A 23,649-nucleotide genomic window follows, 5' to 3' on the forward strand; every position below is an offset into this window, starting at 1 on the left:
AGATCCCTCGACTTTGCTTGGGATGACAAAAAACCTATCTTCCATTCTGCTCCCTTGTCATGCTGAGCAAGCCGAAGCATCTCTATACCTTTAATTCTTTTTGTTTTTCTTTAAACCGCTCTTTGCCATGCCTTTCCGTTGCGATGCAATCCTTCAGTTTCGCTCTTAGGAATATGTATTGCGTGCATCGCTATGCATGTGGGAATAAACATGGTGTTACAAATATTACGCCCCTACGGGGCTGGAAGCGTTGTTAGTTGTTCGTGTAATTGACCTCACCCCTAGCCCCTCTCCTGATAGGAGAGGGGAGAAGCAATTAGGAAACTTTGTTGCAGGGCTAAAGTCTCCCCTATCAGGGGAGATTTAGAGGGGTCATCTAGATTGGATGTGGAAAACAACCTCACCCCAGCCCTTTTCCCTTAGAGGGAATGAAGCAGAAGAAACAAGCAGAGGCATAAAAGCCTGACCCGGCAATGGGTCGGGGGTGGAACGTGGCGGTGGGTTTAGTAAGCGATATCACATGAATCACGCCGAAGGCGTGGCGAATAGTATCGCGTGGCAGTTCCACCCGCGGGGTACCCATCGGGTCGGGCTTTTCAGCCTTGATTTTCTTTGGTTCTTTCTTGTATCAAGACAAGAAAGAACATGTAAACCGCTCTTTGCCATGCTATTCTGTTGCGATGCAAAATTTCACCTTTACCCTTTGGAAAATGTATTGCGTGCATCGCAAAAAAAATTTTAATACCTCAATACCCTGGGTTAAAACCCAGGGCTAATGTGATTTGCCCTTTCAGGGCGATTTATGTGTGCGTCTAAAGACGTGTGCTAACTAGTGAGTTCTTAAATCTTAAATCGAGATCCCTCGACTACGCTCGGGATGACTATGGAGTTGTAAATGTTAAGCCCCTACGGGGCTGGAAGAGTTGTTCGTTGTTCGTGGAATCGTTGTTCGTGAAGCTATTGTCATTTTGAGCTAAGCGAAACGTCTCATGGGGTCGATTAGAGATCCTTCGCTCCCCGCTAGGGCGGGACAGGCCGCTCGGGAGGACAGGCATATTTTTATTAACTAAACGACATTGTATTGATATTAGTTTTTACTCAAGGGCGGATAGGGTGGAGTGGTTGCTAATTTTTCATCCACAATATCTGATAGTAGAATACTTAGCTCATTAATAGTTTTTTTGTCTTCAATTATCTCTATCACTTCTTCCTTATTAAGAAAATTAAGAATAAAAAAGGAATCAAAGTCGATGTTTAATCTCAAATACTGATAGAATCTTTGGTTTTCAAGTTCAAAACCCATTGATTTTGCATACTTCTTCAATCTTTTTTCCAGTTCTTCTTTTGTTAGTTTAGCCATGCCTTTTTGTATTTCAAAACAGAATATAATTTAATTGATAATTCTGATACTTGCAAGTGTGATCATCATATACTCACTGATTTCATTTGAAAATTGAAGGAATAATATACATAATCCCTAAGCAGTGAATCAAAAGCATGTTGGTTATATAAATAAAAAAAGCGCCTAAAGGCGCTGTTAAAATAAAAACCAAATAAAAAAGATTAGGGTTAGTTGCTACTCATCGTTGCTATTCAGCAAGCCGATATAGTATAATAGTGTAGCTAATGAACCAAGTGCTGCTACAACATAAGTAAGGGCAGCCCATTTAAGGGCATCGCGGGCGTACAAAGCGCCCTCACCATAGGTTAATCCCGATGAGTTGAGCCACGCAAGCGCCCTGCGTGAGGCATCCATTTCAACTGGTAGGGTAATAATGCTGAAAAGGGTTGTTAACCCGAGCATGATTACTCCTATAAGTAAGATACTAGGCATGGTTTGGAGCAGTATAACACCTGCCAGTAAAACCCATTGTACCCAACGCGAGGCTACGCTCACGACAGGAACCAAAGCCGAACGCATCTGCAGGAAAGCATAGCTCTGTGCATGCTGAATGGCGTGCCCGCATTCGTGAGCTGCCACAGCTGCAGCAGCAATGCTGCGTCCGTGGTATACATCGGGGCTAAGGTTTACGGTTTTATTTGCCGGATTGTAGTGGTCGGTTAGCTCACCATCTACCGATATTACTTTTACATCGTAAATACCATGGTTGTGGAGCATAAGCTCGGCCACCTCCTTTCCGCTAAGCCCCCGGGGTAAGGCTATGCGCGAGTAACGCGCAAACTTCGACCTTAGCTGCATGGAAACCATGAAGCTTAGCACGAAAAAGATTATCATTATCAGGTAGATTCCCATAACGAGTTTATTTATTGTTTCTTTTCACGTATCAGCTAGTTAAACATCAACTATACAAATCGCTTACACGTTTCGATTCACGTAGTAGGCGTTAGCCTGAGCCACTGGTGTTACCTCTAAATCGTTAATGCAAACATGGGGTGGGCGAGTAAGCACAAAGTGAATGGCATCGGCAATATCCTCGGCAAATAGCGGGGTTAGTCCAACATAGGTGTTTTTGGCTTTCTCGCTATCGCCCTTAAAGCGAACAATGGAGAACTCGGTTTCCAGCAATCCGGGGCGAATTTCGGTAACCTTGATATTATGCTTTAGCATATCCTGCCGCATACCCTGCGAGAGTGCATGCATGGCATGCTTGGTGGCGCAGTAAACGTTTCCGTTCTCGTAAACCTGCGTTCCAGCAATCGAACCAATATTTACAATGTGGCCTTCCCCCCGTTCAATCATCATAGGGGCAACCTTACGGGTGATGTAAAGCACTCCTTTGATATTAGTGTCAATCATTCGTTCCCAGTCATCAATAACTCCGTCCTGTATGTGGTTTAGTCCAACTGCCAAGCCGGCATTGTTTACCAGAACATCAATTTTTCGCCAGCGCTCAGGGAGCGAATCAATGGCACTGTTAACCTCATCCAGGTTACGGATATCAAAGTTCAGGATATGAACATCTTTCTTATACTTTACTTCAATCTCTTTTTTAAGCTCTTCAAGCCTTTCGAGTCTTCTGCCTGTAACGATAAGGTTAAACTCATCCATGGCTAACCTGAGGGCAGTAGCCCGTCCAATGCCAGAGGTAGCACCAGTTATCAATGCAATTCTCATAATATCAATAGTATAGGTGTGTTAGTAAACGTTTCATCTTAACTCAAAATTAGAATATAAGTCAGTAACTATACAATGGCTTAAGGTTTTTTAAAACTTTTTTGGTAAAACGTCGATAATGAATGTTTAACTGCTATTTTTTCGATTTCAGCTTATGTTACTTGAGTTAATGTTCGTATTTTTGGCAGGAAATTTATAAAGTAGAAAAATAAGAAAGTTATGCCAAACCGAACAGTTACCGTTGAAACCGCCCGCGAGTTAGGGCTTCTCCCTGAAGAGTTTGAAATGATTAAGAACTACTTGGGACGCACCCCAAACTACACTGAGTTAAGCATATACTCGGTAATGTGGTCGGAACACGCATCGTATAAGAATTCCATTAAGTGGCTAAAAACATTACCCCGTAAAGGTTCCGCTATACTAGCAGAGGCCGGAACGGAGAATGCAGGTTTGGTTGATATTGGCAATGGTTTGGCATGTGCATTTAAGATTGAATCGCACAACCACCCTTGTGCTGTTGAACCCTACCAGGGTGCTGCTACAGGAGTTGGAGGTATTAATCGCGATATTTTCACCATGGGCGCACGCCCGGTGGCCCAGCTAAACTCTTTACGATTTGGCAACCTTAAGCTCGATAGAACCCGCTGGTTAATTAAGGGAGTGGTTAAGGGTATTGGTGATTATGGCAATGCCTTTGGAATTCCTGTGTTGGCAGGCGAAGTTTTCTTCGACGATTCATTCAACATGAATCCTCTGGTAAATGCCATGTCGGTTGGGTTGGTTGAGAAGGACAAGGTGGTTTCGGCTATATCAAAGGGTAAGGGTAATCCGGTTTACATTGTTGGTTCAGCCACCGGAAAGGATGGTATTCATGGTGCGACATTCGCATCGGCCGATATAACGGAGGACTCAGCCGAGGATATCCCTTCAATTCAGGTGGGCGACCCCTTTCAGGAAAAAATCTTGCTGGAAGCAACCCAGGAGGTGATCAGGACTGGTGCACTGGTTGGTATGCAAGATATGGGTGCAGCCGGTATCATATGTTCCACCTCTGAAATGTCCGAAAAAGGTGGGCATGGCATGCGAATCGATTTGGATATGGTTCCTTTAAGGCAGAAGAACATGGAGGCTTGGGAAATCTTGCTGTCCGAATCGCAGGAGCGAATGCTCATGGTGGTTCAGAAGGGTCGTGAGGCCGATGTTGAGGCTGTGCTTAATAAGTGGGACATTAGCTACGCCATTATTGGTGAGGTTACCGAGGGCGATACCCTAGAGTTTTACTACCATGGAGAACTGGTTGCCAAGGTTCCCGCTTCATCGCTGGTTCTTGGGGGTGGCGCTCCCGTTTACGATAGGGAGTACCGTGAACCCGCTTACTACAAAGAGTATAAAAAGTTCGATATCAATAAAATTCCTGAACCTGCCGACCTAATTGATGTAGCCCGTTTTCTGGTTGCTCACCCCAATATTGCTTCGAAACGTTGGGTTTATGAGCAGTACGACACCATGATTGGCACTGGGAATATGACTACCAACTTCCCCTCCGATGCAGGTGTATACAACCTGAAGGGCACCAATAAGGCGCTTGTGATGACTGTTGACTGCAATTCGCGTTACGTGAAAGCCGACCCCATGGTTGGAACTATGATTGCAGTATCCGAGGCAGCCCGAAACATCTCCTGCACTGGTGCTAAACCCTTGGCTATTACTAACTGCCTAAACTTTGGTAACCCATATAACCCTGAAGTTTACTGGCAGTTTGTTCAGGCTGTTAAGGGGATGGGTACTGCTTGTGAAAAGTTCGACACCCCTGTTACCGGCGGTAATGTTAGTTTTTACAACCAAGCATCAATTGGAGGCAAGGAGGAGGCCGTTTTCCCTACACCAACCATTGGTATGATTGGTTTACTTGAAAATAAGAATCACCATACAACGCTGGCTTTCAAGGAGAAGGGGCATATGATTTATTTGATTGGAAAGTCAGTAAACGATATTGCTTCGTCCGAATACCTGTACAGCTACCACGGTGTCAAGCAGTCGCCTGCGCCTTACTTTAACCTTGAGGAAGAGTATGAGGTTCAACGTGCGGTTCGCGAGCTTATTGCACGTAACCTGATTCAATCGGCACACGATGTTTCCGATGGAGGACTATTCATTGCGCTTCTTGAAAGCGCCATGCCTCGCAACTTAGGTTTCGATATCACTACCGATGCCGAAATTCGTACCGATGCCTTCCTGTTTGGTGAGGCCCAAGGGCGAATTGTGGTTTCGGTATCGCCATCGCGCGAAACCCAGTTTATTGATTTTATGGTAGCAAGCAAGGTGCCTTTCTCAACCCTTGGTCATGTTACCAAGTCGGAAATTAGAGTCGATGATGTTTCGTTTGGCTTTGTAGCCGATTTAAAGAAAATTTACGACTCCTCGCTTGAGCAGCTGATAAATGGGTAAAAGTCCAAATACTGTTGTTGATAAACGAACCAGTAGCGTTGCGGCAATGTTTAATAGCATTGCGCCAAGTTACGATTTTCTTAACCATCTGCTTAGCCTTGGCATTGATAAGCTTTGGAGGCGCCGGCTTGTAAAAAGGCTGCTACGTAACAATCCTAGAGAGGTTTTGGATGTGGCAACCGGAACTGCCGACCTTGCACTGGTAATGGCTAAAAAATCCCCTAGTGTTAAGATAGTTGGTATCGATATCTCTGAATCGATGCTTGCCATTGGAATGGTGAAAGTAAAAAAATGGAAGTTTCTGGAGCGCATTACCCTTAAAAAGGCCTCGGCGCTCTGTATTCCCTCACCCGATAACCATTTCGATGCTGCCATGGTTGCATTTGGTGTGCGAAATTTTGAGGACTTAGCCCAAGGACTAAAGGAGATTTGTCGTGTGCTCAAACCCGGCGGCGAACTGGGTGTTTTGGAGTTCTCCATGCCCTGCCACTGGCCGTTTAATGCTTTATATCGATTTTACTTTCTAAAATTCTTACCGTGGGTTGGAGGCAAGGTGTCGGGCAACCGACAGGCATATACCTATCTCCCTGAATCGGTGCTTTCATTCCCTCAGGGTGAAGCTTTTGCCCAGATACTTAAGTTAGCGGGTTTTAACGATGTGGAAATCAGGGTTCAGACCTTTGGTATTGCCACCCTTTATATTGCGAAAAAGAAAAATCAATAATATTTTTGACTGGTTACCGTTTAATCAGAGTCGTTACTAAAACTGTGAATCGCACTTGAAACGTTTTTTTGCATTACTATTACTTTGTTTTTTGGTAGTTGGCAACTCATATGGTCAATTCAAACGGCCCACATTGCTAAACGACCCCGACTACGACGTAGGGAAGCCGCTCAGGTTTGGTTTCTCTATTGGCGTTAATGTAATGGATTTTGATGCAGTTAACCGAACCGCTCAGTTCAATGCCGATGGTTCAAAGTACTTTGCAGAGGTAACCCATATTTCGGCAGGTCTAAATGTGAATGCCATTGGCGACCTCCGTATTGCCCGCGATATTCATCTACGTTTTCTGCCTGGCTACTCTTTTGGACAGCGCGATGTTGATTTTTTTAAGGTTGATGCCGACAGCAGCGTTTCGCTGGCTACAACCATGAAAATGGAATCGAACTTTATCGATTTGCCTGTTGGAATTAAGTTCTTATCGGAGCGCAACAGTAATGTCCGTCCCTACTTGTACCTGGGAACTGACTTTAGAATTGATTTAGCCGCATACAAGCGCCTCAAGGTTGAAAAGGGCGTTTTGTTGAGGCTACAAAAGTTCGATTACTACTATGAGGTTGGCTTTGGTGTCGATTTCTTCCTCCAATACTTTAAGTTTTCGGCTGAGATTAAGTGGTCGGCCGGTTTGCTTAATATGTTATCGAGCGATTATGTTGATGAAGGAAAGATTTACCACGATGCCCTGGGAAGTTTAAGATCGAAGTTCCTGATTGTTTCTTTCCACTTTGAGTAGGTTTAAACCTTTTCGTCCTTATCCGTGTTAATGCATTCTTAATAGAGTTTTTCCTTATGCCACATGATATATCTATTGTGTTAAGGCCCGATGAGGCGGCAAATGAAACAGCAGTTGTTAGAGCAATTGCACGGAAAATTGATATACCAACCGATTCAATTCGGCATTACTACATAACCCGCAAATCAATAGATGCCCGTAAGGGTAAGGTTCTGGTTAACCTTGGCGTTAGGGTTTTTATTGGCGAGGAAAAGATTATTGATGAACGACCGGTTTTCAATTACACTGATGTTCGTAATGCAATGCCGGTTATTATTGTTGGGGCGGGCCCAGCAGGATTATTTGCTGCATTAAGGTTAATTGAACTTGGTTTTAAACCAATTGTAATTGAGCGTGGCAAATCCGTAAGCTATCGTAAGCGCGATATAGCTATGCTAAATCGGGAACATCAGCTTAACCCCGATTCAAACTACGCCTTTGGCGAGGGTGGTGCCGGAACCTTTTCCGATGGTAAACTTTACACCCGTTCCAAAAAGCGAGGCGATTACAGGCGCATTCTTCAGGCTCTGGTTGATCATGGAGCCGATCCGGCAATACTATACGAGGCTCACCCACATATTGGAACCAACAGGCTACCCGGAATTATAACTCGTATAAGGGAAACTATTCTTCAGCATGGGGGTGAAGTGCTTTTTAGTAGCAGGGTTACAGAGATAATTTTAGATTCCGGTCAAGCGGTTGGTGTTTACCTTGCCGATGGGCAAAGGATAAATGGCAAAGCCGTAATACTTGCCACTGGGCATTCGGCTCGCGATATTTATCACATGCTTCACAATCAAAGTATTGCCTTGGAGGCTAAACCGTTTGCCATGGGGGTGAGGGTTGAACATCCACAAGCACTTATCGATGCCATTCAATACCATGGCATACCCCGAAGCGAGTATTTACCTGCTGCTGCGTATTCACTGGTACATCAGGTTGAGGGACGGGGGGTTTACTCATTCTGCATGTGTCCCGGTGGTTTTATTGTGCCTGCCGCTACAGGAACCGATGAGGTTGTAGTCAATGGAATGTCGCCCTCGAATAGGAATTCACGCTGGGCAAACTCAGGAATAGTTGTTGAAATCCGTTTAGATGATTTGGCTGACTATGCTCAGCATGGCATTTTTGCCGGACTAGAGTTTCAGGCTGAATTTGAGCGTCTTGCTAAGCAGCATGGGGGATATGGAGTTCAAGCTCCCGCTCAGCGTTTGGTTGACTTCGTAGAAGGGCGTTTCTCATCAAACCTTCCTGCCTGCTCATACCATCCAGGGCTAAACTCATCGGAGATGCACCTTTGGCTACCCGAGCATATTGGTTTTAGGCTCAGGGAGGGTTTCAAGGCTTTTGGTAAAAAGATGAAGGGTTTCCTAACCAACGATGCTGTAATACTGGGAGTAGAATCGCGGACATCGTCGCCTATCCGTATTCCTAGGGATCCTGAAACCCTTCAGCACATTCAGGTCAAAGGGCTTTTCCCTTCGGGTGAGGGTGCAGGCTATGCCGGCGGTATAGTGTCATCGGCCTTGGACGGCAGTATTGTAGCTGATGCAGTTTCCCGGTATGTTAGCTAAACATTTTAGTTTTTTCTTAATTTGCTTTATATGAAATATGTTTAGGGATTTGAATGCCCTTTAAATTCTGAAAGTATTATGGCTGTAGCCATGGCTACATTCAACGATTCTACTTTCTGGCGACCCCTAGCGAATGTTGGTATGTGTATACGATGTGTGATTAGCTTGTCAACAGCGGGGCTGATGCCGTTACCCTCGTTACCCATCACAATAATACCTGCATGTTCTTTCTTTGCCTTGTAAATATTTTCACCATCCATACATGCACCAAAAATTGGGCAGCTTACAGTTTGCTGGCTAAGCCAAGTAGCCAGATCGGTATAATGAACCTTAACATGGGCTATGGCACCCATGGTTGCCTGAATGGCTTTTGGTGCAAAGGCATCGGTGCATCCATGGGAGCAAACAATATTGTCAATCCCAAACCAATCGGCTAACCTAATTATGGTACCCATGTTACCCGGGTCCTGAATGGTATCCAGGGCAAGAACCAGCTCTTTACTTGGGTCAACATCCAGTATATATGTTGGGAACCGAACTACGGCAAGCACTGGGCTTGGTGTAACAAGCCCGCTTATCCGTTCCATTTCGGACTGACTTACTTTGTGTACCAAGCAATTAACATTTGTTACTAAATATTGCTCGGTATGGTATATCTCCTCAATTTCAAAATTGCTACTGATGAGTTCATCTACAAGTTTAGTACCTTCGGCTATAAAAAGGCCAAGCTCATTCCTAAATTTTTTCTGTTGTAACGATTTTACACTTTTAATGCTATTTCTTGATAACATTTACCTGAATTTTAGGACAAAATAAAACATTTTTCTAATATTATCAGCATTTTCAAATTCTTAGCATCCTATGTGCGAATTTTATTTTGGCCCTGATTTTGATGAATTTGGTCATAAATCCATAACTATTGCTGTAAAAAATAGATGGCGAATTGCTGTTATAATTACATTTGTATAGTTCATAATACCTAACTCTGATTATGCCTGTGACTTTCAGTTTTCAGAAAATTAGTTGGCCTTTAAGGAATATACTGTATTTTTCCTCCCTTTTAATAGTTACAGGTTGTTCCGTAACCAAGCATGTGCCAGAAAATATGCACCTGCTCAACAAAGTACAAATAAAAACGAGTTCAAAGCAGGTAAAACCCGACGATTTATTACCTTATGTAAAGCAAAAGCCAAATAAGAAGATACTGGGATTTAGGTTCCACCTAAGGGTTTATAGTCTATCAAATCCCCGAAAATCGGGTTGGCTAAACAGTGGGCTAAGAACCATTGGTGAAGATCCAGTACTTTTCGATAGTAATGCAGTTTCAGGAAGCTCAAGAAATATCAAGCTTTACCTTCAAAGTAAGGGCTACTATAATGCAGTGGTAACCGATTCGGTTTGGATTCATGGGAAAAAGGCCGATGTTTTTTATACTATCCATCCTAATTTGCCCTATAAGGTGAGGAGAGTTGGCTATTTCATTGAGGATACCCTTATCCGCCAGCTTGTGTTGGCCGATACCGTGAACAGGCTAATTAAAAGAAACGATTTATTTGATGTGGATATGCTCCAGACCGAAAGGGAGCGAATTGAAACAATGCTAAAACGAAATGGCTACTTCACTTTTAGTAAGAATTTTATAACCTTTACCGCCGATACTAACTTCAGGAACAACAGGGTTGACCTTAACCTTATCATAAAAAATCCACTCCGGGCCGATGAGAATGGGAAACTAAAACCCATAAGGTTTAAGCGATACAAGTTTCGGAATGTTTTTATTTATCCGAACTATGACCCATTCAAGTTTAGCTCGTACCGTGATGTTGGTGAGCTTGATACAATTTGTAGGGCTAGTGTGTACTATGTTTTTCACCAGAACCCGGGTGTGAAGCTCGATGTAATTGAGGCATTTAACCAGTTAAAACCAAACGAAATGTATTCTGTTGACCAAGTCAACAGAACTCAGCAGAATCTGAGCCAAATTAGGTTATTTAAGTTTGTTAATATTGAACTGGAAGAAGTAGAGGCAAAGGAACAAACCGGTGAAATTGACTTCTCTGATATAGATACAGGTTCTGAATCGGAGGAGTTCGGGTATCTTAACTGTTATATTCAGCTGGTTCCGCATACCTTGCAGAGCTATCAGGTGGAGTTGGTAGGAACAAATACCAGCGGCTCGCTTGGCGCTGAGGGTACGTTAAACTATCAGCATAAAAACCTATTTAAAGGTGCAGAGGTATTTGATATTAAGTTCCGAGGACTTGTTGAAACCGCCCAGCAAAAAATCAACCTGAATAATACCCTTGAGCTTGGAGGTTCAATGGGGCTTACTACTCCAAAGTACATAGGACCTTACACTTCGCATGTTAGGGTCGATAAATATGCTCCTAACACCCAGCTTACTGCCTCGTACAGCTTTCAGCGCCGTCCTGAGTATACCCGACTGATTGCTGGGTTACAGTTCGGTTATGTTTGGAAAAGCTCACGCTTTATGCTGCATACCCTTAACCCAATTGAGCTAAATGCCATTTCAATACAAAAGATTAGTCCAGAGTTTCAGGCTCAGATTGATACCACCTTTCTTAAATACAGCTACATAAGCCAAATTGTGACAGTTTCTAGCTACAACCTGGTTTACAGTAACCAAAACGTTAAAAAGGCAAGCAGCTACAGCTACATTCGCTTTAATCTTGAACTGTCCGGGAACGCTCTTCAAGCAATATCCAAGCTGAGCGATAGACCAAAAAATTCAAACGGGGCGTATACGTTTTTCAATACAGAGTTCTCACAGTTTGTACGGAGCGATATAAATCTTACATACCATCAGGTTGCCGATGAGAACAACTCCTTTGCATATCGTTTGTACATTGGGGTTGGCTATCCTTACGGTAACTCACGGGCATTGCCCTTTGAAAAGCGCTTCTTTACGGGTGGAGCCAATGGAGTACGAGCATGGCAGGCGCGCTCATTAGGCCCAGGCTCATACTATCAACCCGCTGAGCGCTTCCCAAACCGCACTGCCGATATAAAGCTGGAAGCAAATTTTGAGTACCGCTTCCGTATGGTTTGGAAGCTGGAAGGGGCTATGTTTATCGATTGCGGCAATATTTGGTCGATGCCCGGACTTGACGATAGGACAGGGGCTACCTTTGAATGGAATAAATTCTATGAACAGATTGCTATTGGTAGCGGATTGGGGATAAGGATGAATTTGGGTTTCTTTATTTTACGAACCGATTTTGGCTATAAGATATTCGATCCGGCAATAAATCCGAACGAACCCTACAAACCCTGGGTTCCACTTAATCGAAAGTTTAGCATCAGCGATATAACCTTTAACTTTGGTATTGGATATCCGTTTTAGCTTTACCCTACTTGACTTAAATCAATATTTATCGTAGGTTTGTATAGAACCGATTAAATTCTAAATCTATGAACTACGATAAAATAGTAGAGTTGCTTGGCGATAATGCCAATTATCTTCTTGAACATAAGTGCAATACCGTATCGAAGGAGATGCTTCACCTTCCCGGTCCCGACTTCATGGAGCGTGTGGTTTACCACAGCAACCGATCACCACAGGTAATGCGAAGCTTGCAGGCTATGTTCAACCACGGACGCTTGGCTGGTACGGGCTACCTTTCAATCCTGCCTGTTGATCAGGGAATTGAACATAGTGCAGGTGCATCGTTCGCCCCAAATCCCATTTACTTTGATCCTGAAAACATTGTTAAGTTGGCCATTGAGGGTGGTGCTAATGCGGTTGCCTCAACATTTGGGGTGCTGGCATCGGTAGCCCGTAAATATGCCCACCGCATACCTTTTATTGTAAAGATTAACCATAACGAGCTGCTTACCTATCCCAATAAGTACGATCAGATTATGTTTGGATCGGTTGATGAGGCATGGAACCTAGGTGCAGTAGCAGTTGGGGCTACAATATATTTTGGTTCCGAGGAGAGCAACCGGCAAATCATTGAAGTTGCCCAGGCGTTTGAGCGTGCCCATGAGTTGGGAATGGCTACCGTTCTTTGGTGCTACCTGCGAAACAATGGATTTAAAAAAGATGGCGTGGACTACCATCTAGCCGCCGACTTAACCAGCCAGGCAAACCATTTGGGGGTTACCATTCAGGCCGATATTATTAAACAGAAAGCCCCAGAGAATAATGGTGGCTTTAAAGCCATAAACTTCGGCAAAACCCACGATAAGGTTTATTCACAGCTAACTACCGATCATCCCATTGATTTGACTCGCTACCAGGTAGTAGGTTGTTATAACGGACGAGCTGGTTTAATTAACTCGGGTGGTGCCTCCTCGGGAGCAAGCGATTTGGCCGAGGCTGTTTATACTGCTGTAGTTAATAAACGTGCAGGTGGAATGGGACTCATTAGCGGTCGCAAAGCTTTTCAACGCCCTATGGATGAGGGTATAAAAATTCTGAATGCCATTCAGGATGTTTACCTTGAAAGTAAGGTCGACATAGCTTAACAAATGCTTTTTGTAAAACATTGCCCATTCTGGAGTCCGGGATGGGCTTTTTTACGCTAACACTTGTTTTAGTGTCCATTTTTTTCCAAATTGGTGCGCCAAAATTTATAACCTAAACCTAAACTCTAAACCTATGTCAGTTTCTAATAATCGCGATAGCTTTGGAAGCAAATTTGGTATTATTGCAGCCGCTGCCGGCTCGGCAGTAGGATTAGGAAACATTTGGAAGTTCCCATATATAACAGGACAGAACGGAGGAGGAGCTTTTTTGCTTATCTATCTTCTGTTTGTGTTCCTTTTGGGAATCCCTGTTATGATATCTGAATTTTCCATTGGCAGGCGTGGTCAGCGCAATGTATTTGGTTCATTTAAGGCAATTTCGCCTGGCACTCCTTGGTATTTTGTGGGTATAATGGGAGTGGTGGCCGCCTTCGTAATCCTATCGTTTTATAGTGCTGTAGCTGGTTGGACCCTGGAGTATATTGTAAAATCAGTAACTATTGGATTTGGTAATCAATCCACCCAGCAGCTGGGCGATGCTTTTCAGAATTTTCTGGTTCATCCCATTCGCCCCATTATATGGCAGCTAGTATTTATGACCATTACAGCATACATTGTGATAGGAGGTATAAAAAATGGGATTGAGAAGTATAGCAAGTTTTTAATGCCATTGCTAGTGTTTTTTCTTTTAGTACTATGTGTACGATCAATTACCTTACCCAATGCATCAAAAGGATTGGCGTTCCTGTTTAAGCCCGACTTTTCAAAGGTAACCATTAAGACGGTTCTATTTGCCATGGGGCAGGCTTTTTTCTCACTTAGTCTTGGAATGGGTGCTTTAATTACTTATGCTTCATACTTCCGAAAAACCGACAATTTAGGTAGAACGGCATTAAACGTATCACTAGCCGATACATTTATTGCAGTTTTAGCAGGAGTAGTAATATTTCCTGCTGTATTTGCTTTTAACATTGAACCTACTGCAGGTCCAAGTTTGGTTTTTATAACCTTACCGGAGATTTTTAGCCACATACCAATGGGGAATCTTTTTGGACTTATTTTTTTCATTCTACTTGCGGTGGCTGCGTTAACTTCAACGGTATCGGTGCTTGAAGTGGTTGTGGCATATTTCTCGGAGGAGTTGCGTATCAATCGCCTTAAGGCAACCATTTTAGCTTCGGTTTCCATATCGGTATTGGGTGTTTTGGCATCACTATCGTTTGGACCTTTAAGCGATATTAAACTCTCGGGCAAAACCATTTTCGATATGCTCGATTTTCTGGCCTCTAACATCTTACTTCCACTCGGAGGAATGCTAATAGTGATTTTTGTTGGATGGTACCTAAATAAGTCAACATTATTCGATGAGGTTTCAAATGGGGGAGAACTTAAAGCTGGTTACTTCCCTATATACCGTTTTATAGTTCGTTTTATTGCACCGTTAGCTATAGCAGCCATTTTCATATATTCAGTATTTTACGGTTCACTTGGATAGACTAATGGAATGGATGAGCTAATTAATTCCATATTTGAGCCACTGGTTAGGGTACTATCGAGCTTTCTGTTCTGGGACCCTTTTAGAACATTTGGGGTAGAAATAGGTTTTCGGTTTCCCTTTGTTGTGATGTGGCTAATGGTTTGGGGAGTTTATTTTACTTTCCGCATGGGATTTATCAACATCCGGGCTTTTTGGCACTCAATCCAAATCACCTCGGGTAGGCTCGATAAGAATAGCAAAAAGGGAGAGGTGTCCCATTTTCAAGCTTTATCAACCGCTCTTTCAGCAACTGTTGGTTTGGGAAATATTGCGGGTGTTGCAGTTGCCATAAGCGTTGGGGGGGCCGGGGCAACATTCTGGATGATAATGGCTGGGCTGTTGGGCATGTCGCTTAAGTTTACCGAGTGCACGCTAGGGCAAAAGTATAGATTGATTGACTCAAAGGGTAGGGTATCGGGAGGGCCCATGTACTACCTGAGCCAAGGGCTTGCCAAGCGTAACATGAAAACTTTAGGTAACATACTGGCGGTAACCTTTTCGGTTTTAGTAATTGGCGCATCGTTTGGCGGTGGAAATATGTTTCAGGCTAATCAGGCATTTTCGCAAATGGCTTTCATCATACCCTGGTTAAATGGTAAGGGAGCCTATTTTGGTATTGCCATGGCCTTGCTGGTAGGTTTAGTAGTCCTGGGTGGAATAAAAAGCATTGCCAGTGTTGCCTCGCGGATAGTTCCTTTCATGGTTATCCTCTACATTTCAGCATCCATGGTAATTATCTTTCTAAACATTTCACGGTTGGGTGAGGTTTTTAGTCTGATCTTTGAGCAGGCATTTGGACTCAAATCCATTGCTGGTGGTTTTTTTGGTGCGTTTATTGTTGGGTTTCAACGGGGAGCATTTTCCAACGAGGCAGGGATAGGTTCCGCTTCCATTGCGCACTCAACTGCCCGAACCGATGAGCCTGTTAGTGAGGGCATTGTTGCTTTGCTTGAACCATTCATCGATACTGTAGTGGTATGCACCATGACCGCTTTAGTAATAAATTTTGCTGGTTTAGCTGGTAATAGCTCTGGTTTACAGGGGGCCCAGCTAACTTCAGCCGCATTTGCCACCGTATTGCCTTGGTTCCCATATCTGCTGGCTATCGCTATCTTACTATTCGCTTTTTCAACCATGATTAGCTGGTCATACTATGGCCTCAAAGGCTTTAACTACCTTTTTGAGAAACGTTTGAACGGGATTATTCCTGTACCTGAGGCATCTACCAAGCTATACTACATTATTTTTTTACTTTGTATTGTTGTGGGTAGCGCTTCGAACCTTTGGGCTGTCATGGATTTTTCCGATATGATGATCTTAGGGATGGCTTTCCCAAATATTCTTGGAATGATTTTTATGGCTAAAGAGGTGCGGGCCGATTTGGATAGTTACTGGAATAGATGGAAAACAGGGAGATTGTATAGGTAGCGTAAACTTATTGTTTCTTTTATCATTTTTCGCGACATTTGGTATTAGTAGAACTGGTTGCTAACAATGAAGCGGATTTGGGTTAGCGTTAAAAGCTTCTTATACTTTTCAAGGGGCGAACGAAATGGAACCATTATTCTGGTTCTATTACTTTTGCTCTTCGCTGTGGCTCCGTACCTGTATAAAAAGTATTTCAATGTTGTTTCCACTCCCGATCCCATGCTTGTTCAAAAAGCCGATAGTTTCTTTTTAACTCTCCAGTACCATGAGCCCGAGAAAGTTATTGAGCCACCTTCGGGTATTGAGGCCGAGATGGAACTTCCCCGAACTAAAAAATCATTTTTATTTGATCCCAACACCGTAAGCCTTGACAGCTTAATGGAATTGGGGTTAAGCCGGAAGCAAGCTGAGGTACTTGTTAAGTATAGGTCTAAAGGGGGGCGTTTCAGGACTCCTGACGATATCGATAAAATTTTTGTTATCGACTCGGCTACAAAGGCGAGGCTAAAGCCGCTGGTACGTATAGCTCCGGTTACCGATACTATTAGCCATGATAGGGTTATTGATACCAAGCCCATTCTTGTGGAGCTCAATGGTGCCGATACCCTCTCGTTACTAAAACTTAAAGGTATAGGAAGTAACTACGCAAAGCGGATTGTGGGTTACAGGAACCTACTCGGTGGATTTTATAGTATTGATCAGCTTGGCGAGGTTTATGGATTTACTCCGCAACTGGTTGACCAGCTAAGGCCAAACATATATATCGACACTACCCGTATTCGAAAAATCAACATAAATCTAATTAAGTACGATGACCTGAGAATCCATCCCTATGTGAACGATTATCAGGCTAAAGCAATTATTTACTACCGCTCGCAAAAAGGTACGATTAAAACACTTGATGAGCTATGGAAGAACAAGCTTTTACCCCGCGACCGGTTCGAAAAGCTAAAACATTACCTTGATTTATAGTAAAATTGATACTTCACAAACAATTGGAATAATTTCCACAAAAAAAGACTAAAATATTTTGTATTAAAACCAAAACATTATAATTTTGCAGCTCATAAAATTCGATAAACATGATTATAGTACCAGTTAAAGAAGGCGAAAATATTGAAAGAGCTCTAAAAAAATTCAAGCGTAAGTTTGAAAAAACCGGTATTATGAGGGAGTTACGTTCCCGTCAAGCTTACGTTAAACCTTCGGTTGCTCGTAGGGAGCAGATCAAAAGAGCCATTTACATTCAGAAGCTACAGCAGCAGGAAGAGTAGAAGCTGATGTTCAGTTGAATGCATAATCAGGCTATTTTGCCTGATTTTTTTTTTGCTTTTTAGTTTGAAAAAAACTATATTGCATTCAATGGATATGCTGGCCTCATTTCTTAAATACCTTGATATAGAGAAGGGTTACTCATCGCACACCATACGCTCGTATGGCGATGATCTGCATTCCTTCTTCAGCTATTCAGGAGTCAATCCCGCAAGTACCGAAGCTATTGAACACATTAGCCATAGGACCATCAGGGCTTGGATGTCGAACTTAGTTAGCCAAGGCCTATCAACCCGTTCGGTTAACCGTAAGCTTTCATCGCTTCGCACATTCTTTAAGTACTTATTACGCCAAGGCGTAATTGCCAACAATCCCATGAAACGTGTAGTTTCGCCCAAAACCAGTAAGCGCTTACCTGAATTTGTCCCTGAAGCCGACATGGCAAAACTTAATACCAACGACCTGTTTGGCGATGATTTTGAGGGCTTACGTAACCGGCTAATAATAACCATGTTCTATTTTACCGGTATGCGCCTATCGGAGCTAGTTGGGCTTACCCTCCAATCGGTCGATGTGGGTTCAATGACCATTAAAGTAATGGGGAAGGGTAGCAAGGAACGTATCATTCCCATTCATCCGGAACTTAAAGATTTGATTGTGGAGTACCTTGAGGAACGAAACAAAAAATTTTCCGATACTGTTAGTTTTTTTGTTACGCCAAAAGGTAAACCGGTTTACCCAAAACTCGTATACAGAGTAGTAAACCACTACTTAACCTTGATTACACCCCTTCAAAAAAGGAGCCCCCACGTGCTAAGGCACAGCTTTGCAACCCATTTGCTAAACAAGGGGGCCGATTTGAATGCCATTAAAGAGCTGCTAGGCCACTCAAGTTTACTGGCTACCCAGGTGTACACCCACAGCACATTCGAAAAACTTAAAAACAATTATAACCAGGCTCATCCACGAGCCTAAAACCAAAAGGAGGATTTATTATGAACGTTAAAATTCAATCCATCAAGTTTGATGCTGACCGGAAGCTTCTTGATTACGTTGAGAAGAAAGCTGCAAAACTTGAGCGCTATTTTGACAACATCGTGGAAACCGAGGTGTACCTAAAGTTGGAAAATAGCCAGGACATGGAAAACAAGGTTGTTGAATTCCGCCTTAAGGTGCCTGGCAACGATTTGTTTGCCCAACGTAAAGGGAAAACCTTTGAAGAGGCTACTGACCTATGTATTGATGTGCTGAAGGGTCAAGTTAAAAAGTTTAAGGAAAAGCTAAGAGGGGTATAGCAAACCCAAAAAATAGACTAAAAACAAAACAGATGAAGCCCGTGAGGGCTTCATTTTTTGCTGTAACAGGTCAAAACAGACAGATGGATTATGAAAATTGTACTAAAAAAGGTTACATAAAAAGATAAAAATTTTTGCAGATAATTAAAATTGTTATACATTTGCAATCCGATTTCAGGAGGTAAACGTTCCTTAAAATAGTGCAAAAACACTTTGATTGCCGATGTAGCTCAGTTGGCCAGAGCAGCTGATTTGTAATCAGCTGGTCGGGGGTTCGAATCCCTCCATCGGCTCAAAGCAAAACAGGTTGGGGAGATACCAAAGTGGCCAACTGGGGCAGACTGTAAATCTGCTGGCTTATGCCTTCGTAGGTTCGAATCCTGCTCTCCCCACAAAACAGGGTTGACACCAGTCCTGCCGGGTTGGTGGCATGCGGGAGTAGCTCAGTCGGTAGAGCATCAGCCTTCCAAGCTGAGGGTCGCGGGTTCGAGTCTCGTCTCCCGCTCTACCTGTAAGCCGATGTAGCTCAGAGGTAGAGCACTTCCTTGGTAAGGAAGGGGTCACGAGTTCAATTCTCGTCATCGGCTCAATTTTTTGTGTTGTATAAGACAATCAAGTTTTTAATACTAATTTTAAATTAATACCAGAAAACTATGGCTAAAGAAAAATTTGATAGGTCGAAACCGCACGTGAACATCGGTACCATTGGCCACGTTGACCATGGTAAGACTACCCTTACCGCTGCTATTACTAAAATATTAGCTGAAAAGGGTCTTTCCGAATATCGTTCATTCGACTCTATCGACAACGCTCCTGAAGAAAAAGAGCGCGGTATTACCATTAACACCGCTCACGTTGAGTATCAAACTGAGAACCGTCACTACGCTCACGTTGACTGTCCTGGTCACGCTGACTATGTTAAGAACATGGTTACTGGTGCTGCCCAGATGGACGGCGCTATCCTTGTTGTAGCTGCTACTGATGGTCCTATGCCTCAAACCCGTGAGCACATCCTTCTTGCTCGTCAGGTAAACGTTCCTAAGATCGTTGTGTTCCTGAACAAGTGCGACATGGTTGACGATGCTGAAATGCTTGACCTCGTTGAAATGGAAGTACGTGAGCTCTTGAGCTTCTATCAGTTCGATGGCGATAACGTACCCGTTATCCGTGGTTCTGCTCTTGGTGCCCTAAACGGCGAACCACAGTGGGTTGAAAAGGTAATGGAACTCATGAATGCTGTTGATGAGTACATTCCCATTCCTCCACGTGACAACGAAAAACCATTCCTAATGCCTGTTGAGGACGTATTCTCAATCACTGGTCGTGGTACTGTTGCTACCGGTAGAATTGAAACTGGCGTTATCCACACTGGCGACGAAGTTGAAATCGTAGGTTTAACCAACGACAAGCCTATGAAGTCAGTAGTTACCGGTGTTGAAATGTTCCGTAAGATCCTTGATCAGGGTGAAGCTGGCGACAACGTAGGTCTACTACTCCGTGGTATTGACAAGAAGGAAATTAAGCGTGGTATGGTTATTGCTAAGCCAGGCTCAATTACCCCTCACACCAAGTTCAAAGCTGAGATTTACGTGTTGAAGAAAGAAGAGGGTGGCCGTCACACTCCTTTCCACAACCACTACCGTCCTCAGTTCTACCTACGTACCCTCGACGTAACCGGTGAAATTATGCTTCCCGAAGGCGTTGAAATGGTAATGCCTGGCGATAACGTAACTATCACTGTAGAACTTATCTACCCTGTTGCTATCAACAAGAACCTACGCTTTGCAATCCGCGAAGGTGGTAGGACTGTTGGTGCCGGTCAGGTAATTGACATTATTGAGTAATTCAATAAAACCCCGAACGGGTTCAACGGAATCCGTTCGGTTTCTCACACGGGTGTAGCTCAATTGGTAGAGTAGTGGTCTCCAAAACCATTGGCTGGGAGTTCGAGTCTCTCCACCCGTGCTAAACACAAACTGTTGACATGAAAATTACACAGTACTTGCACGACGTTTACACCGAGATGGTGCAAAAAGTTTCGTGGCCAACATGGAAAGAACTTCAGTCCAGTGCATTAATTGTTATGATTGCTTCCCTTTTAATCGCACTGGTTGTCTTCGTTATGGACTTCTCATTCGAAAGATTGATGGAGTTTGTTTACCGTGTACTTAGCTAACAATAGAACGGCCTAAGAAGGAGCTGTAATGGAAGAGAATGTTAAAAAATGGTATGTTCTTAGGGCCATTGGTGGTAAGGAGAAGAAGGTAAAGGAGCTGGTGGAAAACGAAATTAAACGTTTGAAGCTAGACGACTTTATCTATCAGGTTCTTATTCCTACTGAGAAAGTTTACCAGATTCGAAATGGCAAAAAGATCAGCAAGGAAAGGATTTACTACCCTGGCTACGTTCTTATTGAAGCTGCACTGGTAGGTGAGATTCCTCACATCCTACGAAACATTCCCAATGTCCTTGGTTTTTTAGGTGACCCAAAAACCGGCGATCCAATCCCTCTACGCCAAGCTGAGGTTAACCGAATACTTGGCAAGGTAGATGAGCTGGTGGACAGCGAGGAAGAGTTGAATGTTCCATTCTACGTAGGTGAAACAGTAAAAGTAATTGATGGACCATTCAATTCCTTTTCTGGAGTGATTGAGGAGGTTAACGAAGAGAAGAAGAAGCTGAAGGTTATGGTGAAAATCTTCGGCCGTAAAACTCCACTGGAGTTAAGTTTTATGCAAGTTGAAAAGGAGTAATAATTAAAGAGCAAATGCACTATGGCTAAAGAAGTAGCTGGATTTATTAAACTCCAGATTAAAGGTGGTGCTGCTAACCCATCACCACCCATTGGTCCTGCTCTTGGCTCCAAGGGGGTAAATATTATGGAGTTCTGCAAGCAATTCAATGCCAGAACTCAAGCACAGGCAGGCAAGGTTCTACCTGTGGTTATAACATATTATACCGACAAATCGTTCGATTTTGTCGTAAAAACCCCACCGGTATCCGTAACTTTGCTTGAGATAACAAAGCAACAAAAGGGATCGGCTGAGCCTAACAGGAAAAAGGTTGCCTCTGTAACCTGGGAGCAAGTTCGAGAAATTGCCCAGGAAAAGATGCAGGATCTGAACTGTTTCACCATTGAATCAGCAATGAAGATGGTGGCCGGTACAGCCCGCAGCATGGGTATCACTGTTACCGGAGAGTTTCCGGGGAATTAACATTTAACCTCATTTGCGCAATGACTAAACTGACAAAAAACAGGAAGCTTGCTCTGTCGAAAGTAGAGCCCGGTAAGACTTACAAGCTATCGGAAGCAGCCGCACTGTTGAAGGAAATTACATACACCAAGTTCGATGCATCGGTTGATATTGATATTCGCTTAGGGGTTGACCCCCGTAAGGCCAACCAGATGGTTCGTGGTGTGGTAACCCTTCCGCATGGTACCGGTAAGAACGTTCGCGTTCTGGTACTCTGTACTCCCGATAAGGAGGAGGCTGCTCGCCAGGCTGGCGCCGACTACGTAGGCCTTGACGATTACATCGAGAAGATCAAGGGCGGATGGACCGATGTGGATGTTATTATTACCATGCCCTCGGTTATGGCTAAGCTAGGTCCTTTAGGACGTATTCTTGGCCCCCGCGGTTTGATGCCAAACCCCAAGAGTGGTACGGTTACCATGGAAGTTGAAAAGGCTGTTAAGGAGGTAAAGCAGGGTAAGATTGACTTTAAGGTTGACAAGTTTGGTATAGTCCACTCATCAATCGGAAAAATTTCATTCGAGCCTGACAAGATTGTTGATAATGCGCTTGAGTTTATCAATACCATCATTAAGCTCAAACCTACGTCGGCTAAAGGTACCTACATTAAGAGTGTATACCTTTCCACTACCATGAGCCCCGGTATTGCTATTGACACCAAGTCGCTCACGGCTTCGAATTAATAACGTTTACACAGACCCAATTTGTTATGAGAAGGGAAGATAAAAACGCACTGATTGATAAGCTGACCGAGCAAATTAACCAGTACCCCCATTTTTACCTTACCGATACCTCGGAACTTAATGCAGAGGTAACTCACAAGTTACGTAAGACCTGCTTTGAGAAAAAGGTAAAGCTGGTAGTGGTTAAGAACACATTGCTGAAGAAAGCCCTTGAGAGAAGCGGCAAATCAACCGATTTTTCGCCAATCTTTGAAACATTGAAAGGCTCAACCTCAGTAATGTTTACCGAAACAGGTAATGTTCCGGCTAAGCTTATCAAGGATTTTCGCAAGGCTCATCCAAAGCCTCTATTTAAGGCTGCCTATGTTGAAGAATCGATATATGTTGGCGAGAGCCAACTTGAAGTGCTGGCAACCCTGAAGAGCAAGAACGAGCTTATTGCCGACGTTATTGCACTACTCCAGTCGCCCGCAAAGAACGTTATCGGTTCGCTACAATCTGGCGGTCAAAAATTATCGGGTGTTATCAAAACACTCTCTGAAAGGGAAAAGTAAAAATTATTTTGAGAACAAATTAAACACTTACTAAAATGGCAGATCTTAGAAAATTTGCAGAAGATTTGGTTAACCTCTCAGTAAAGGAAGTTAACGAATTGGCTAAAATACTCAAGGACGAGTATGGTATTGAACCTGCTGCTGCAGCTGTAGCTGTTGCTGCTGCTCCCGCTGCTGGTGGCGAAGGTGCTGCTGCCGCTGAAAAAACTCAGTTTGACGTTATTCTTAAGTCAGCTGGCGGTGCTAAATTGCAGGTTGTTAAGCTTGTAAAGGAACTTACCGGTCTTGGTCTAAAGGAAGCTAAGGATTTAGTTGATGGCGCTCCTAAGGCCGTTAAGGAAGGTGTTTCTAAAGAAGAAGCTGAATCATTAAAAGCACAACTTGAAGAGGCAGGAGCAGAAGTTGAACTTAAATAGTCCTAACCTATAGTGGTTCTAAGGTTTAGAATCTATCCTGATAGATTCTAAGCCTTTTTCTTGTTATG

24 protein-coding genes and 5 tRNA genes are annotated in these 23,649 nt (G+C 43.4%); 24 read left to right on the forward strand and 5 right to left on the reverse strand.

Features of this window, described 5'->3' with window-relative positions; translation table 11 throughout:
• Positions 1–400 precede the first annotated feature (400 nt).
• From AB6811_RS06375 to AB6811_RS06390, 4 genes are all read right to left on the reverse strand, one after another.
• Positions 401–583, reverse strand: a complete 183-nt coding sequence (locus tag AB6811_RS06375) for a hypothetical protein (RefSeq protein WP_369489611.1) — start codon at positions 581–583, stop codon at positions 401–403.
• 504 nt (positions 584–1,087) lie between these two features.
• On the reverse strand, positions 1,088–1,360 hold the full coding sequence (locus AB6811_RS06380) for a hypothetical protein (RefSeq protein ID WP_369489612.1): 273 nt from the start codon (positions 1,358–1,360) through the stop codon (positions 1,088–1,090).
• Between the two features lie 216 nt (positions 1,361–1,576).
• Positions 1,577–2,254 carry a zinc metallopeptidase gene (locus AB6811_RS06385; protein WP_369489613.1) on the reverse strand — a complete coding sequence of 226 codons (678 nt, stop codon included), beginning with the start codon at positions 2,252–2,254 and terminating at the stop codon, positions 1,577–1,579.
• Positions 2,255–2,317: 63 nt separating this feature from the next.
• Positions 2,318–3,079, reverse strand: a complete 762-nt coding sequence (locus AB6811_RS06390) for an SDR family NAD(P)-dependent oxidoreductase (RefSeq protein WP_369489755.1) — start codon at positions 3,077–3,079, stop codon at positions 2,318–2,320.
• Between the two features lie 216 nt (positions 3,080–3,295).
• Here AB6811_RS06390 and purL point away from each other — a divergent pair, with 216 nt between their 5' ends.
• The 4 genes from purL to AB6811_RS06410 are packed head-to-tail and all read left to right on the forward strand — an operon-like array spanning position 3,296 to position 8,651.
• Positions 3,296–5,524, forward strand: coding sequence for a phosphoribosylformylglycinamidine synthase subunit PurL (gene purL, locus AB6811_RS06395; RefSeq protein ID WP_369489614.1), 2,229 nt, complete (start codon positions 3,296–3,298; stop codon positions 5,522–5,524).
• Positions 5,517–6,248: a bifunctional demethylmenaquinone methyltransferase/2-methoxy-6-polyprenyl-1,4-benzoquinol methylase UbiE gene (ubiE, locus tag AB6811_RS06400; protein WP_369489615.1), complete on the forward strand. Its 732-nt coding sequence runs from the start codon at positions 5,517–5,519 to the stop codon at positions 6,246–6,248. Before purL ends, ubiE begins: the two co-directional genes overlap by 8 nt.
• 55 nt (positions 6,249–6,303) lie before the next feature.
• Positions 6,304–7,038, forward strand: coding sequence for a type IX secretion/gliding motility protein PorT/SprT (gene porT / locus AB6811_RS06405; RefSeq protein ID WP_369489616.1), 735 nt, complete (start codon positions 6,304–6,306; stop codon positions 7,036–7,038).
• Between the two features lie 56 nt (positions 7,039–7,094).
• Positions 7,095–8,651, forward strand: coding sequence for an NAD(P)/FAD-dependent oxidoreductase (locus AB6811_RS06410; RefSeq protein WP_369489617.1), 1,557 nt, complete (start codon positions 7,095–7,097; stop codon positions 8,649–8,651).
• Between the two features lie 41 nt (positions 8,652–8,692).
• Here AB6811_RS06410 and AB6811_RS06415 read toward each other — a convergent pair whose 3' ends face one another.
• Complete coding sequence (locus tag AB6811_RS06415) at positions 8,693–9,442, reverse strand: TrmH family RNA methyltransferase (protein WP_369489618.1); 750 nt, start codon at positions 9,440–9,442, stop codon at positions 8,693–8,695.
• Between the two features lie 200 nt (positions 9,443–9,642).
• Between AB6811_RS06415 and tamL the strand changes: the two genes are divergently transcribed.
• From tamL to rplL, 20 genes are all read left to right on the forward strand, one after another.
• Entirely contained in the window at positions 9,643–12,015 is a 2,373-nt protein-coding gene (gene tamL / locus AB6811_RS06420) for a translocation and assembly module lipoprotein TamL (protein ID WP_500812348.1), read from the forward strand.
• 68 nt (positions 12,016–12,083) lie between these two features.
• Positions 12,084–13,142 (forward strand): class I fructose-bisphosphate aldolase, encoded by a 1,059-nt coding sequence (locus AB6811_RS06425; RefSeq protein WP_369489620.1) that lies wholly within the window; start codon positions 12,084–12,086, stop codon positions 13,140–13,142.
• 133 nt (positions 13,143–13,275) lie between these two features.
• The gene (locus AB6811_RS06430; RefSeq protein WP_369489621.1) at positions 13,276–14,637 is read left to right on the forward strand and encodes a sodium-dependent transporter; all 1,362 of its coding nucleotides are present in this window, start codon (positions 13,276–13,278) and stop codon (positions 14,635–14,637) included.
• A 9-nt stretch (positions 14,638–14,646) separates the two neighbouring features.
• Entirely contained in the window at positions 14,647–16,107 is a 1,461-nt protein-coding gene (locus AB6811_RS06435; protein WP_369489622.1) for an alanine/glycine:cation symporter family protein, read from the forward strand.
• Between the two features lie 66 nt (positions 16,108–16,173).
• Entirely contained in the window at positions 16,174–17,079 is a 906-nt protein-coding gene (locus tag AB6811_RS06440) for a ComEA family DNA-binding protein (RefSeq protein WP_369489623.1), read from the forward strand.
• 110 nt (positions 17,080–17,189) lie between these two features.
• Positions 17,190–17,381 carry a 30S ribosomal protein S21 gene (rpsU, locus tag AB6811_RS06445; protein ID WP_369489624.1) on the forward strand — a complete coding sequence of 64 codons (192 nt, stop codon included), beginning with the start codon at positions 17,190–17,192 and terminating at the stop codon, positions 17,379–17,381.
• Between the two features lie 88 nt (positions 17,382–17,469).
• Positions 17,470–18,354, forward strand: a complete 885-nt coding sequence (locus tag AB6811_RS06450; RefSeq protein WP_369489625.1) for a tyrosine-type recombinase/integrase — start codon at positions 17,470–17,472, stop codon at positions 18,352–18,354.
• Between the two features lie 20 nt (positions 18,355–18,374).
• Positions 18,375–18,674 carry a ribosome hibernation-promoting factor, HPF/YfiA family gene (gene hpf, locus AB6811_RS06455; protein ID WP_369489626.1) on the forward strand — a complete coding sequence of 100 codons (300 nt, stop codon included), beginning with the start codon at positions 18,375–18,377 and terminating at the stop codon, positions 18,672–18,674.
• Positions 18,675–18,893: 219 nt separating this feature from the next.
• Positions 18,894–18,967: transfer RNA gene (locus AB6811_RS06460), tRNA-Thr, on the forward strand.
• A 16-nt stretch (positions 18,968–18,983) separates the two neighbouring features.
• A tRNA-Tyr gene (locus AB6811_RS06465) sits at positions 18,984–19,066 on the forward strand.
• Between the two features lie 40 nt (positions 19,067–19,106).
• Positions 19,107–19,179, forward strand: a tRNA-Gly gene (locus tag AB6811_RS06470).
• 10 nt (positions 19,180–19,189) lie between these two features.
• Positions 19,190–19,261, forward strand: a tRNA-Thr gene (locus AB6811_RS06475).
• Positions 19,262–19,327: 66 nt separating this feature from the next.
• Positions 19,328–20,518, forward strand: coding sequence for an elongation factor Tu (gene tuf, locus AB6811_RS06480; RefSeq protein WP_369489627.1), 1,191 nt, complete (start codon positions 19,328–19,330; stop codon positions 20,516–20,518).
• 48 nt (positions 20,519–20,566) lie between these two features.
• Positions 20,567–20,639: transfer RNA gene (locus AB6811_RS06485), tRNA-Trp, on the forward strand.
• 19 nt (positions 20,640–20,658) lie between these two features.
• Positions 20,659–20,850: a preprotein translocase subunit SecE gene (secE, locus tag AB6811_RS06490; protein ID WP_369489628.1), complete on the forward strand. Its 192-nt coding sequence runs from the start codon at positions 20,659–20,661 to the stop codon at positions 20,848–20,850.
• A gap of 28 nt (positions 20,851–20,878) precedes the next feature.
• Positions 20,879–21,427: a transcription termination/antitermination protein NusG gene (gene nusG, locus AB6811_RS06495; RefSeq protein ID WP_369489629.1), complete on the forward strand. Its 549-nt coding sequence runs from the start codon at positions 20,879–20,881 to the stop codon at positions 21,425–21,427.
• Positions 21,428–21,448: 21 nt separating this feature from the next.
• Positions 21,449–21,889 (forward strand): 50S ribosomal protein L11, encoded by a 441-nt coding sequence (gene rplK / locus AB6811_RS06500; RefSeq protein ID WP_369489630.1) that lies wholly within the window; start codon positions 21,449–21,451, stop codon positions 21,887–21,889.
• A gap of 20 nt (positions 21,890–21,909) precedes the next feature.
• A complete protein-coding gene (gene rplA / locus AB6811_RS06505) occupies positions 21,910–22,611 on the forward strand; it encodes a 50S ribosomal protein L1 (protein WP_369489631.1) in 702 nt (233 codons plus the stop codon).
• Positions 22,612–22,637: 26 nt separating this feature from the next.
• Positions 22,638–23,165, forward strand: a complete 528-nt coding sequence (gene rplJ, locus AB6811_RS06510; RefSeq protein ID WP_369489632.1) for a 50S ribosomal protein L10 — start codon at positions 22,638–22,640, stop codon at positions 23,163–23,165.
• A gap of 35 nt (positions 23,166–23,200) precedes the next feature.
• On the forward strand, positions 23,201–23,581 hold the full coding sequence (gene rplL / locus AB6811_RS06515; RefSeq protein ID WP_369489633.1) for a 50S ribosomal protein L7/L12: 381 nt from the start codon (positions 23,201–23,203) through the stop codon (positions 23,579–23,581).
• Positions 23,582–23,649 lie beyond the last annotated feature (68 nt).

Source organism: Tenuifilum sp. 4138str, from assembly GCF_041102575.1.
GTDB lineage: Bacteria > Bacteroidota > Bacteroidia > Bacteroidales > Tenuifilaceae > Tenuifilum > Tenuifilum osseticum.